This window comes from Novacetimonas cocois (assembly GCF_003311635.1).
Taxonomy (GTDB): Bacteria; Pseudomonadota; Alphaproteobacteria; order Acetobacterales; family Acetobacteraceae; genus Novacetimonas; species Novacetimonas cocois.
In genome coordinates this window covers 141,923-154,998 of the sequence record NZ_QEXL01000006.1, presented here as the reverse complement: position 1 = coordinate 154,998, position 13,076 = coordinate 141,923, and the positions used below count along the sequence as shown (strand labels likewise).

The following is a 13,076-nucleotide window of genomic DNA, read 5'->3' as shown; positions in this document are numbered from 1 at the left end:
GAATCGGCCGTGACAGTTGGGGCGTAGCCAAGCGGTAAGGCAGCGGATTTTGATTCCGCCATGCGGAGGTTCGAATCCTCCCGCCCCAGCCAGCATCAGCGCCATGCGTGGCGGTTTTTCCATTCCAAAAATGCATTATGACAGGCGGCTGACCATTCTCCGCTGGGCATTTCTTTCGCGTATCGTTGCAGGCCCGACATGCATGTTCCGACGTGCGGCCATGTCGCGATTTGGCATCGTTCAGGCTGATCCAGTAATGCGCCAGTAAAGAGGCGTAATGTCATACCGGATATCATCGCATGGATCAGGATTTTCCACGTCATGTCGTGCGAAGAAAATGGTGTTTTTCCATACATGCGAAACCCTGTTTTTCAGGAAATCCAATGCGGGATTACCGCTCAGGTTTTTCCGCCATCGCGGTCATGTCCTGAATAATACAGAAGACACGACTTACAATATTGATCGTATCATTTCAGCCCGACAAAGCTGAATGGTTCAGGCATGCCGTTCCTGTCCGCAGGAAAACATGAATTTGAAATTCATGTAATAGGATGGAGATGGGGTTTCCCGGTCATGGAAACCGGCTCTGCTGGCTCTGGCCGCGTCCCGCATCTTCGAATCGTAACAGGAATGATGCCGTGCCGTTTGTAGGAACCGTTTCCTATCCCCCGGATATTCCCCCTATCCCGGCCATCGGAAACGCCTCTGTCTGCCCATTTTGACATTTCAGACATTCACTTATGGCATTGAAATTTCAGGCGTTCACATTCTTTCTCCTGCAATGCCACCAATCCGCAGATCCCGAAATATCCAGTCATATCATGCCCCGTACAGGTATTCGGGGTCCGTTGAATGGACCGCAGGGGAAAACAGGAAGGGAAAGGTCCGTCGGGCCAGAAATGATATGACAGACAGGAATCACTAAATCGTGATTTAATTTACTTCTGGCAGTTATTAAGGTTTTTTAAACTTATGCAGTAGATGATAAGTTTTTGATAATATTTCATGAATTTCAAATCTATCCTGTGGCGCCATGACAAAATCACCCTGCCGGATGCCTGCCCGTGGCTGCCGGCATCTTACTGCCCGTTCATGGATGGCGAATGTCCCTGCCGGATCCGAAACCCATGCGGAATAGGCATGTACCGGACATGACCCCCCTTTCCCCCGCATTTCATTCCAATTGTGCATACCTGTCGGGATTCCTTCTTCCGTGGCAGGAATTTTTTACATTTTCCGCATGTAATCTGGTTCGTATCTGAATTCTGGAGTTCGCCATGCCTCGGGACACCCTCGATGACACGCAGGTCACGGTATTACCTGCCCTTGAACAGACCATTCTGGGTGTCGTCCTGATTGATGAGACCAATACGGTCACATTCTTCAACAGCGCCGCCGAACGCCTGTGGCACTGTTCACGTTCGGAGGTGCTCGGCCGCAACGTCAACGTGCTCGTCCCGCGCAAGATCCGCCCGTCCCATGACGACCTGATCAAGCATAACCGCGACACCGGCATCAACAAGATCGTCGGCACCTCACGCGAGGTGCAGGTGGAACGTTTCGACGGCACCACCTTCTGGGCCGAACTGTCGCTGTCGCGCATTTCGGTGGGGGGCAAGATCGGGTACATGGCGCTGATCCGCGACATCTCGCAGGAAGTCGCGGACCGCGAAAAAATCCGCCTGCTGTCGCTCGTGGTGCGCGAAACCGATCGTGGCGTGGTCATCCTCGATCCGGAATTCCGGCTGATTTACGTCAACCGCGCCTTTACCGACATGTTCGGCTATGAACCCAGCCACGTCATCGGCCACGGTCTGTCGGTCATCCTTGCGGGGGATACGACCGACATCAGCACCCTGAACCAGCTTCATGCCGGCGCGCAGAACGCCAAGGGCTTTCACCTTGATATCCGCGCGCGCCACAAGAACGGGCGTGACATCTGGGTTTCAGCGGCGATGAACCCGATTTTCCACGATCATGGCGATATCGAAAACATCGTCGTGGTCCTGACGGACATCACTGAAAACCACTTCCTCGAAACGCTGCAGCGCGATGCGCTGGAGGCGATTTCCAGTGACCTCAGCCTGCGTGAAATCATGGATTTCATCTGCCGGCGCATCGAAAATAACGGCATCGACGTGATGCCCGCCATCTTTACGGTGGATAACAATTCCAAGCTGAAATGCGTGGGCCGCGCCAGCCTGCCGCTGTCGCTGGTGGAACTGTTCGATTCCCTGGAAATCGGCCCCGATGTCGGCAGCAGCGGCGTCGCCGCCTACAAGGGGGAAACGGTCACGACCCCCGACATCGAAACCGACCAGAAATGGCTGACGCTGCGCACCCCCGCGATGCGCAATGGCATCCGCGCCGCGTGGGCCACGCCCATCATCCTGCGCGGGGGGCGGGTGGCCGGCGTTTTCACGCTGTATTTCCGCACCAAGCGTGAACCGCAGGCCTGGTGCCAGAAGGCCGTCAATGCCAGCCTGCATCTGTGCACGCTGGCGCTGGAACGTTACGAGGCCAAGGAACATATCGCCAAGCTGTCGCATTTCGACACCCTGACGGGGCTGCCGAACCGGCTGTGGCTGCGCCAGCATCTGGACAAGATGCTGCGCCGTCCGACGCGTGGCAATTTCATGCTGCTGTCGCTGGGACTGGACAATTTCAAGAACATCAACGACGTCTTCGGCCATGCGGCGGGTGACGAGCTGATTTCCTATATCGCCACCCAGCTGCGGGAGGCGATCGGCATCGACGATACGATCGTGCGCTCTGGCGGCGACCAGTTCACGATCATCACCAGCGGCGCCCAGCAGCATGCGTCGTCCCTGTCGGAGATGATCCTGCGCCTGCTGTCGCAGCCCACGCAGGTGGGCGATGTTTCCGTCACATTTTCCGCCAGTATTGGCGTCAGCGTCTATCCCGAAAATGGCGAAACCGGCGAGACGCTGCTCAAGCATGCCGAAACGGCGATGTTCCAGGCCAAGGCGCATGGCGGGGGCAATTACTGCTTCTTCAGCCCCAAGATGAACCAGCAGGCCACAGATCGCCTCATCCTGGCGGCGGCGCTGCGTGACGCGATCGCCCATGATCGCCTGCGCCTTGTCTATCAGCCGCAGGTTCATGCCCGCACGGGCAAGATGTACGGGGTGGAAGCACTGTCGCGCTGGATCGATCCGACCCTTGGCTTCATTTCTCCCGCGCGCTTCATCGCGGTGGCCGAGGAAACGGGACAGATCGAGGCCATCGGCAAATGGTCGATGCGCGCGGCCTGCCGCCAGATGGCGGAATGGATCCGCAACAAGGTGGATATCCCCACCGTTTCGGTCAATCTGTCCCCGCTGCATTTCCGTGATGAAAAACTGCCGGAATTCGTGGCCGAAGTGCTGGAGGAAACCGGCATTCCCCCACGCAGCCTGATGGTGGAAATCACCGAAAGCACGATGATCGACAATTACGAACGCACCATCAAATCCGCGCAGGCTTTGCGCGAACTTGGGGTCGGGATGTCGATGGACGATTTCGGGACCGGATTTTCCAGCCTGTCGAACCTGGCGGGACTGCCGGTCAACGAAGTGAAGATCGACCGCAGTTTCATGAACGGGCTGGAAACGGTGGACAAGGTGCGTTCGGTCGTGACAGCCGTGATCCGCATCGGGCAGAGCCTTGGCATGACCGTCGTCGCCGAAGGGGTGGAGCACGAGGAACAGCGCCAGATCCTCGTCAACATGGATTGCGACGTGCTGCAGGGATACATGTTCTCCAAGCCGCTACCGGCCGAAGATCTGGCCACGTGGCTGGCGAACTATACCCCCAAGGAAATTGAACCCGCCTGATCCGGCCCCGTCAGGCAACATGCCGGGCCGATGGGCAGAGGAAATGTCCGTCGGCCCGAACGGGGGTTATTGCACCTGTATCGCAGATGACACCGGAGAGGGCGGTGTTGCCGGCCAGAAGGCCTGCGTGATTTCCTCCTGGATCTGGCGTAACTGGCACTGGATCCATTCCATGTATTCATGCAGCCCGCGCAGGATGATTTCTTCGGCAGTCTGTTCCACCAGCGTCACGCGCAGTTCCTCCACCCGTTCCAGGATATGGCTGCCGTGGCGCAGGCGGTATTCCCCCGCCAGCAGCCCCAGCGCCGAATGGACCTGCCGCAGGCTGGTGGACAGGGATCGGGGAAAGCCGTCATTCTTCAGCAGGAATCCGACGATGTTCACCGGCGTCATGCCCGATGGCAGCACGCGGCGGAACGCATGATAGGCTGCGGCCGATCGCAGGACGGACGTCCACTGGCTGATGTCGATGTCCGACCCGATATCGGCACCCGGCGGCAGCAGGGTATGATACTTGATATCCAGCAGGCGCGTGATCTGGTCGGCGCGCTCCAGATGCTTTCCCGTGATATAGAACAGCCATGCCTGATCGCGGTACAGCGTGCCTTCGGTAATTCCGAAATGGGTCTGGCATTCCTGTTTCAGGCGGGTACAGATGCCCGACAGGCTGCCCGCGCGGATATCGCGGGGGGTCAGTTCACGCACCCATTTGGTAAAGACATTCAGGTGCATCCACATCTCGGTCGAAATCAGGGGACGCAGGGCGCGCGCATTTTCGCGCACCGCCTCCGCCATTCCGGCGATGGATCCGGGATTATCACGCTCGGTAATGTAAAACGCGACGACCTCATGCTCTGATGCCTGCTCATGGGTCGCGAAGAAGCGCGCCTCGTCCGCGTTGATCTGCAACAGCGAATCCCACCCGGCACAGACATTGCGGGGCCGAACGAAAGTGCCCGTCACCTCGATCAGGCGCGCGAGGTTTTCGATCCGCTCCATATACCGCGCCAGCCAGGTCATGCTTTCGGCATAGCGTGAAAGCAGGTTGTGCAGGCCCGGCAGGACCGGCGCGGGGAAAGCCGAAAGATTCGTCATGACGCAAGCACCCATGTGTCCTTTGATCCCCCTCCCTGAGAGGAATTGACCACCAGCGATCCCTTGCGCAACGCCACGCGCGACAGGCCGCCGGGCAGTACCCATGTCTCCTTCCCCGTCACGGCAAAGGGGCGCAGGTCGACATGCCGCGCCTCCAGCCCGGCGGAACACAGCGTGGGCGAAACCGACAGGTTGATGACGGGCTGGCTGATGTAATTCGCGGGATCGGCCAGAAGGCGCGCGCGGAAATCGTCCAGTTCGGCGCTGGTGGCATGCGGACCGATCAGCAGGCCGTACCCGCCGGATTCCCCGACAGGCTTGACCACCAGCCGCTCCAGGTTCGCCAGCGTGAAATCCAGTCCCTCCTTCTCCGCGCAGATATGGGTTTCCACATTGTCGAGGATGGGATCCTGATCGAGGTAATAACGGATGATCCGGGGCATGTAGGCATAGATCGCCTTGTCATCGGCGACCCCTGTCCCGATGGCGTTGGCAATGGTGACGTTCCCCCGGCGATAGGCATCCACCAGCCCCGGCACGCCAAGCAGGCTGTCGGGATTGAACACCTGCGGATCAAGGAAATCGTCATTGAGGCGACGATAGATCGTGTGCACCGGCGACAGGCCCGCGACCGTGCGCATGAAGACGCGGCCGTCGATCACCACCAGATCGCGTCCCTCCACCAGGGGGATGCCCATTTCACGGGCAAGGAAGACATGCTCGAAATAGGCGGCGTTATAGATGCCGGGCGACAGCAGCACGACCTGCGGATCGGCCACCCCCTCCGGGGCGGTTTCGGCCAGTGCGCGATGCAGCCGCAGGCCGTATTCGTCAACAGGGCGGATATCCACCCCCGAGGCGAGATCGGGCATCATCCGCAACATCATGTGGCGGTTTTCGATCACGTAGGAAACACCCGACGGCGTGCGGGCATTGTCCTCCAGGATCAGGAAACGCCCGGCCGGGTCGCGGACAAGGTCGGTACCGTTCACATGGACATACACGCCCCCCGGCACATCAAGCCCCACCATCGCGGAACAGTAATTCGCGTTCCCCAGCACCATCTCCGCGGGCACGACGCCATCGTTCAGGATGTGGCGATCGTGATAGATGTCCCACAGGAACAGGTTGATCGCCTGCACGCGCTGGCGCACGCCACGTTCGACATGGTCCCACTCCCCGGCGGTCAGGACACGCGGCACCACGTCGAAAGGCAGGATGCGATCGATCGCCTGATTGTCGGTATAGACGGTAAACGTGATGCCCAGCTGATAGAGCTGTGCCTCCACCGCGGCGGTGCGGCGGCGCAGTTCATCCAGGTCGAAATGCGCCAGACGGTCACGCACGCGGCACAGGCCCGGGGAAGCAGGATCGGCGCGGTTCATCAGTTCGCAAAAGGACGTCGGCACGTCATATGTCGCGAACAGTCCAGCGCCCTGCGTCTGGCCGCGCCCTACCGTATCATTCATGCCCCTGCTCCCGTGCCCTGGTCGGAAGGAGGATCAGGCGTGACGGAAACATGCCCACCCACCTGCCTTATTCATTACGCTTCCATCTTCAGCGGAGCAAGAAAACACGTCCTTGCCAAGGAGGAATCTGCATCGGGTTTCCTTTTTTCGTCATTCCTTCAACGAAATGACACCCGCGTATGGCGCTGGCCGCGAACTCATGCCATGCATGCAGGTCATGCGATTGACATCCTGCGCGCATGCCGGTCCGGGAACCTGATGCCTTCTTCTTGTACGACATGCCTTCATGAAAGCGATCCCGTGATGACCCCCCATGTCACACTGGTGCACCGGACAAGCTACCGTTATGACCGCCCGGTCTTTCTGGGGCCGCAGACCATCCGCCTGCGGCCTGACGCAGCATGCCGCACGCCCATCGTGTCATATGACATGGACATCCTGCCATCGGGACACCGGCACACATGGCGGCAGGACGATTTTGGCAATCACGAGGCCCGCGTCACCTTTGAACACCGGGTCACCCGTTTTGACATCACCATACGCCTGACGGCCGACCTGTCACCGATCAATCCGTTCGACCTGTCCCTGTGCGACGCGGGGCGCCGGTGGCCCGTGGCCTATACCCCCGCGCAGGCGCGCAGGCTTGCCGGTTTCATGACGCCCCTGCCGGCGGGGCCGCATCTGCGCGCCTTCCTTGCGGATGTGGCGGGGCTGGAACATGGCGGCACGCTGGACCGGCTGGTGGCGATCAACCGCCTGATCGCAGCACGCATTGCCTATCGCACCCGCATGGAGGCCGGCGTCTGGAGCGCGGAGGAAACCCTGGGCCAGAGGACGGGTTCATGCCGTGACAGCGCGTGGCTCCTGATACAGGTGCTGCGGCATATGGGCATGGCGGCGCGGTTCGTATCAGGCTACCTGATCCAGGACGGGGCGGACGGGACGACATGCGACCTGCATGCCTGGGTGGAAACGTGGCTGCCGGGGGCGGGATGGGTCGGTTTCGACACCACCTCCGGCCTGCTGACGTCGCAGGGACATATCGCGCTTGCGGCGGCGGTCCGGCCCGATCAGGTCGCGCCGGTCACGGGAATGCTGGACAACTGCACCGCGACGCTCGACGTTTCCATGACGATCCACCATCCCGCGGATGCCGACGTGAAAAAGGACTCCCGGACCTGACACGGGGATGTCATATCCTGAGCCTTCCGGATAATGGAATCATGCCCCCCTTCGCGTTATGGAAAGCAAACGGCCTTGCAACTCTTTTCCTGTCAGTCATGCGGTCAGGTCCTGTTTTTCGAAAACACGGCCTGCGAACGCTGTGGGCATAAACTGGGTTACGTGCCGGACATCAACAGCCTGTCGGCACTGACGCCCGATGAAAACGGCGATGGATGGCAGGCCCTTGATCCGCGCGCCACGGATGCTCCCTACCGTTTCTGCGCCAATCATGCACATGACGCCTGCAACTGGCTTGTTCCCGCCAGCCAGCCGGAGCAGCAGTTCTGCGTCGCATGCCAGTTCAACCGCACCATTCCCAACCTGTCGGTGCCGGGGAATCTGGAACGGTGGTGCAAGATAGAAATCGCCAAGCATCGCCTGTTCTACACCCTGCTGCGTCTGCGCCTGCCGATGCATACCCGCAGGCAGGACCCGCAGAACGGGCTGATGTTCGACTTCCTCGACGATGGTCCCGATGGCAGCACGGTCATGACCGGCCATCAGAACGGCCTGATCACCATTGCCCTGCGCGAGGCCGACGACGCCCAGCGTGAGCGGATGCGCATGGAAATGGGAGAACACTACCGGACCCTGCTGGGGCATTTCCGGCACGAAATCGGGCATTATTACTGGAACCTCCTGGTGCGCGACGGACACCGGCTGGAGGAATGCCGGGCCATTTTCGGCGATGACCGCATGGATTACCAGCAGGCCCTGCAGCGCCATTATGAAAATGGGCCGCCCACGGGATGGCGCACGCAGTACGTCAGCGAATACGCCACCTGTCACCCGTGGGAAGACTTTGCCGAAACGTGGGCGCATTACCTGCATATCGTCTCCACCCTGGAGACGGCATGGGCCTATGGCATGACCGTGCGCGAACAGCCGGGCAATCCGAAGGCCCTGCGCGCCATGATCGCCGACAATCCCTATGACGTGGAAACATTCGACACGATTTCGCAGGGGTGGCTACCGCTGACCTATGCCGTCAACAGCCTGAACCGTTCAATGGGACTGGCTGATTTCTATCCTTTCGTGCTGACGCCCACCATCCTGCGAAAACTGGCATTCATCCATCAGCTGGTGCGTGCGGCACGCGGGAAACAGTAAAAATCCGCATTCATAAAACAAGACCCTGGAATAACTCCACCGCATATCTCTGGCTGGCGAATTCTTGTTCTTTCTTGATTTTTCCTGCATGGGAAAGCACTTTACATTATTTTAACAATTCCATATGAAACATTCGTACACATTAAAGACACTACAAGGTCGTGTTGTACGTGCCTTACCATGTGTCAGAGGAGGTACTTTTTATGAATTTCAAACGTTTCATGCTGGTTGCTGGTATCGCTGGGGCTCTGGGCGCTTATGGCGTTCCGGCAATGGCGCAGGACACCCAGAACAACAATTATGATCATCATCATGAAGATGGCCAGAACCACGATGAACACCATGACGAACATGGTGAGCATGGTGACCACGACTGGAACCATCATGACAATGACAGCAACAGCAGCAGTGACGAGCATCATGGCGAGCATCATCGCAGCCATGGCAAGCATCGCCACCACAAGGAAGACAGCAGCAACTGATCCGGCATGACCCCTTTCATATCGGGGTCGTGACGTCAGGAGGGGGCGCTTTCCATAAGGGAAGCGCCCCCTTGCTCATTTCAGGGGGTCGATATCGGGATCGTCCGTGGGAAGAAGCTGCATGTCACGACATGCATCGCGCAGGATCCCCACGAAATGCGAAATCAGCGGGGAATGCTGGCCCACGCGCATGGCAATCGCCAGATCGGCCCGCGGGGCGTTCGGCCCAAGGGAATGGTAGGTCACGCCCCCTGAATGGATCTGGTGCAGCGATTGCGGCACCACCGAAATGCCAAGTCCTGCCGCGACAAGTGGCACGGTGGAGGCGATCTGGGGCGCCTGCTGTCCCATGCGGGGGGTAAATCCCGCGTTCTGGCAGGCGGACAGGATGGCATCATGAAATCCCGGCCCCAGTTCGCGTGGAAAGATGATCAGCGGCTCATCCGCCAGCATGTCGAGTTCCAGACGCGGACGCGACGCCAGCGCATGCCCCTTGGGCAACGCGACCACGGTCGGTTCCGCCAGCAGCGGGGAGACAATCAGCCCCTCCTCCCCATCGGGGACGGGCGGGCGGACAATCGCGATATCAATCGCCCGGTCATGCAGGGCCTTGCGCAACGCCGGGGTATTGCTTTCCTCGAGCGAGATGGTGACATCCGGCCATTCCTCGCGAAAGCGCCGCACGGTCTGGGGGATCAGCGGCAGCAGGGAAACCGCCCCCGCCAGCCCGACACGCAGGTGCCCCCGTTCGCCACGGCCCAGACCCGCTGCAATGGACATGAACTGCTGCTGCATGCCAAGAATGGCCTTGGCCTGATCCATCAGCACCGCGCCCACGTCCGTCAGGCGCACCCCACGCGTCAGGCGCTGGAACAGCAGCACACCCAGTTCATTCTCGAACTGCTTGATCTGCTGGCTCAGCGGTGGCTGTTCTATCCCCAGCTGTTCGGCAGCGCGGGTAAAACTGCCATTTTCAGCAACGGCCACGAAATAGCGCAGATGTCTTAAATCCATTTGGCATATAAATAATATATGGAAAACTAGTTCAATATATATTTGACGCCATAACATGCCATGCGCCACGTTCCCCCCATCTGGTAAGGATGAGAGCTCCCTGATGAAGATTGGCCTGTTTATTCCCTGTTATATTGATGCTTTCTATCCGCAGGCAGGCATTGCCACGCTGGAATTGCTGGAGAAACTGGGGCTGGATGTCGAATATCCGCTGGATCAGACATGCTGTGGCCAGCCAATGGGCAATTCCGGCTGCAATTCCGACGCGGCCGCGGCAGAGGCGCTTTTCGTGCGCAACTTCGCCCGCTTTGACAAGATCGTCATGCCATCGGGAAGCTGCACACATCATGTGCGCGACAATTTCGACGCCATCCCACAGACCGACGAAGTCCGCCATGTGCGCGAAAACACCTATGAACTGGTGGAATTCCTGCATGACATCATGAAGGTGGAGGAATTCCCCTGGGCTGAATTCAACCATAGCGTCGGTTTGCACAACAGCTGCGGCACCCTGCGCGCGCTGCGTACCGCCAGCATGTCGGAACTGGGTGAAAAGCCCTTTTCCAAGCCGATGGACCTGCTGTCGAAGGTCAAGGGCATCCGTTTCGTAACCCCCAAGCGCCCGGATGAATGCTGCGGATTTGGCGGCACGTTCTCCGTTACCGAAGAAGCGGTCTCCGCGCGGATGGGTCTGGACAAAGTGCGCGACCACTATCAGGCGGGCGCGGATTACATCGTCTCCGCGGACTCCTCGTGTATGATGCACCAGCAGGGCTGCGCCGAACGCGCCGGGATTCCGATCCGCTTCATCCATATCGCACAGATCCTGAACGGAGCACGGGCATGAGCAACAGGCCGGTCAACCACGCCAGGGCCGCCGAAAGGTTCCTGGAGGACGCCCCCCACCTGAAGTTCCATGATGAACGCCTGTGGGACATGCGCCAGAAACGCGACGAGCAGATGCACATGCTGCCCGAATGGCAGGAACTGCGCGCCGAGGCCTCGCGCATCAAGGAACACACGCTGTCGCGCCTGCCGGAATATCTGGAACAGTTCGAGGAAAACGCGAAAAAGAACGGCATCCACGTTCACTGGGCGCGTGACGGGGCGGAACATAACCGCATCGTGGGCGAGATCCTCAAGGCGCATAACGCCCGCAGCCTGATCAAGAGCAAGTCGATGGTCACCGAAGAATGTGACATGCGGCCCTATCTTGAAAAACGCGGCGTCACGGTGACCGAAACCGACCTGGGCGAACGCATCCAGCAGCTTGACGATCAGTTGCCAAGCCATATCGTCGTCCCCGCCGTGCATAAGCTGACGTCTGACGTGGCACGCATCTTTGCCAAGGATTACAAGACCGATCCGGGCATCCGCGACCCCCACCTTCTGGCGGAGGCGCAGCGTCAGGCCGCCCGCCCGGTCATCCTGCACGCGGATGCCGGCATGACGGGCGCCAATTTCGTGGTGGCGGAAACCGGCACGTTCGTCGTATGCACCAACGAGGGCAATGCCGACCTCAGCGCGACGGTGCCCAACCTGCATATCGCGACCATCGGCATCGAACGCCTTGTTCCGCGCATGGCCGACCTTGGCGTTTTCATACGCCTGCTGTCACGCAGCGCGCTGGGATCGCCCATCACGCAGTACACCTCGCATTTCCGGGGGCCGCAGAAAGGCGGCGAAATGCATGTCGTGCTGGTTGATAACGGACGTTCCGCGCGACTGGGGATGAGCGATTTCTGGACCTCGCTGAAATGTATCCGCTGCGGGGCATGCATGAATACCTGCCCCGTCTATCGCCGTTCGGGCGGGCTGTCCTATGGCGCGGTCTATTCCGGGCCGATCGGCGCGATCATCGACCCGACCTTCAACGAACGCAAATACAGCACCCTGCCCTATGCCTCCACGCTCAATGGCAGCTGCACGAATGTCTGTCCGGTCAAGATCAACATCCATGAGCAGCTTTACAAATGGCGGCGCGTGCTGGTGCAGCACCACGAAATGCCCTTCGTCAAGCGCGAGATCATGCACATGGCCGGCAAGCTGATGGGGCAGCCGAAACTGTATCGCGCCGCCATCAGCACGACGGAAACGTCACTGAGCACGCTGCCGCGCTTTGCGCTGTACAACTGGCTCAACCCATGGGGCAAGCACCGCGAAAATCCGCATCCGGTCAAACAGACCTTCCATTCATGGTACAAGGCCAACCGGACGAACAAGACCAGCAAGAGCGGGGGGACACAATGAACGCGCGCGAAACAATCCTTCAGGCCCTGCGTACCAACCGCCCCTCGCCCGAGCAGTATCCCCTGCCGCCCGTGACGACGCTGGGCGATCTGGATGCGGGCCGTGAACGTTTCATCACCTCGCTGAAAATCCTGGGTGGCGACGTGCTGGAACCCCAGGGTGACGAAACGCTGGATGCCGCCATCGCACGACGTTTCCCGGATGCGAAAAACGTGTGCTCCGCCGTGCCGGAAACCAACGGCACCATGCGCGCCGAAACCCTGAAAACCCCGCAGGACGCCAAGGACGTGGACATTGCCGTCGTGCGCGCGGCCTTTGGCATCGCGGAAACGGGTTCGATTTTCCTGAGCGAGGCGCAGCTGCCGCTGAATTCACTGGCCCATCTGGCACAGCATATCGTCGTGCTGCTTTCGCCGGATGAAATCACGGCGAACATGCACACCGCCTATCAGAAACGCCCGGAATTCCGTTCCGCGAAATACGGCGTGCTGATGAGCGGACCTTCGGCCACGGCGGATATCCAGGGTGTCCTGATCCGCGGCGCGCAGGGCGTGCGGACCCTGAGCGTCTGGTTCGGCTGAAAGGCTTTTCAGGTT

General features: G+C 59.7%; 11 protein-coding genes and 1 tRNA gene. 8 read left to right on the top strand and 4 right to left on the bottom strand.

What is annotated here, in order from left to right:
• Positions 1 to 17 precede the first annotated feature (17 nt).
• Positions 18 to 92: transfer RNA gene (locus NJLHNGOC_RS06125), tRNA-Gln, on the top strand.
• Between the two features lie 3 nt (positions 93 to 95).
• Here the strand turns inward: NJLHNGOC_RS06125 and NJLHNGOC_RS16135 are convergent.
• Positions 96 to 356: a hypothetical protein gene (locus NJLHNGOC_RS16135; protein WP_206059724.1), complete on the bottom strand. Its 261-nt coding sequence runs from the start codon at positions 354 to 356 to the stop codon at positions 96 to 98.
• A 921-nt stretch (positions 357 to 1,277) separates the two neighbouring features.
• Here NJLHNGOC_RS16135 and dosP point away from each other — a divergent pair.
• Positions 1,278 to 3,836 (top strand): oxygen-sensing cyclic-di-GMP phosphodiesterase DosP, encoded by a 2,559-nt coding sequence (gene dosP, locus NJLHNGOC_RS06120; protein ID WP_113595573.1) that lies wholly within the window; start codon positions 1,278 to 1,280, stop codon positions 3,834 to 3,836.
• A gap of 66 nt (positions 3,837 to 3,902) precedes the next feature.
• Here dosP and NJLHNGOC_RS06115 read toward each other — a convergent pair whose 3' ends face one another.
• Both NJLHNGOC_RS06115 and NJLHNGOC_RS06110 read right to left on the bottom strand, forming a co-directional pair.
• Positions 3,903 to 4,946, bottom strand: a complete 1,044-nt coding sequence (locus NJLHNGOC_RS06115) for an alpha-E domain-containing protein (RefSeq protein WP_113595572.1) — start codon at positions 4,944 to 4,946, stop codon at positions 3,903 to 3,905.
• Positions 4,928 to 6,400 (bottom strand): circularly permuted type 2 ATP-grasp protein, encoded by a 1,473-nt coding sequence (locus NJLHNGOC_RS06110; RefSeq protein WP_113595571.1) that lies wholly within the window; start codon positions 6,398 to 6,400, stop codon positions 4,928 to 4,930. Before NJLHNGOC_RS06110 ends, NJLHNGOC_RS06115 begins: the two co-directional genes overlap by 19 nt.
• A gap of 258 nt (positions 6,401 to 6,658) precedes the next feature.
• Between NJLHNGOC_RS06110 and NJLHNGOC_RS06105 the strand changes: the two genes are divergently transcribed.
• From NJLHNGOC_RS06105 to NJLHNGOC_RS15615, 3 genes are all read left to right on the top strand, one after another.
• Complete coding sequence (locus NJLHNGOC_RS06105; protein WP_239021364.1) at positions 6,659 to 7,582, top strand: transglutaminase family protein; 924 nt, start codon at positions 6,659 to 6,661, stop codon at positions 7,580 to 7,582.
• 75 nt (positions 7,583 to 7,657) lie between these two features.
• Positions 7,658 to 8,734: a zinc-binding metallopeptidase family protein gene (locus NJLHNGOC_RS06100; RefSeq protein WP_113595616.1), complete on the top strand. Its 1,077-nt coding sequence runs from the start codon at positions 7,658 to 7,660 to the stop codon at positions 8,732 to 8,734.
• Positions 8,735 to 8,937: 203 nt separating this feature from the next.
• Positions 8,938 to 9,216, top strand: a complete 279-nt coding sequence (locus NJLHNGOC_RS15615) for a hypothetical protein (RefSeq protein WP_133258674.1) — start codon at positions 8,938 to 8,940, stop codon at positions 9,214 to 9,216.
• 75 nt (positions 9,217 to 9,291) lie between these two features.
• Here NJLHNGOC_RS15615 and NJLHNGOC_RS06090 read toward each other — a convergent pair whose 3' ends face one another.
• Positions 9,292 to 10,230: a LysR family transcriptional regulator gene (locus tag NJLHNGOC_RS06090; protein ID WP_113595569.1), complete on the bottom strand. Its 939-nt coding sequence runs from the start codon at positions 10,228 to 10,230 to the stop codon at positions 9,292 to 9,294.
• A gap of 103 nt (positions 10,231 to 10,333) precedes the next feature.
• Between NJLHNGOC_RS06090 and NJLHNGOC_RS06085 the strand changes: the two genes are divergently transcribed.
• Genes NJLHNGOC_RS06085 through NJLHNGOC_RS06075 form a run of 3 tightly spaced genes read left to right on the top strand, consistent with a single transcriptional unit; the run spans position 10,334 to position 13,061 of the window.
• Positions 10,334 to 11,077 carry a (Fe-S)-binding protein gene (locus tag NJLHNGOC_RS06085; RefSeq protein WP_113595568.1) on the top strand — a complete coding sequence of 248 codons (744 nt, stop codon included), beginning with the start codon at positions 10,334 to 10,336 and terminating at the stop codon, positions 11,075 to 11,077.
• Complete coding sequence (locus NJLHNGOC_RS06080) at positions 11,074 to 12,480, top strand: lactate utilization protein B (RefSeq protein ID WP_113595567.1); 1,407 nt, start codon at positions 11,074 to 11,076, stop codon at positions 12,478 to 12,480. The genes NJLHNGOC_RS06085 and NJLHNGOC_RS06080 overlap by 4 nt, the downstream gene beginning before the upstream one ends.
• Positions 12,477 to 13,061, top strand: coding sequence for a LutC/YkgG family protein (locus tag NJLHNGOC_RS06075; protein WP_113595566.1), 585 nt, complete (start codon positions 12,477 to 12,479; stop codon positions 13,059 to 13,061). The genes NJLHNGOC_RS06080 and NJLHNGOC_RS06075 overlap by 4 nt, the downstream gene beginning before the upstream one ends.
• Positions 13,062 to 13,076: the final 15 nt, after the last annotated feature.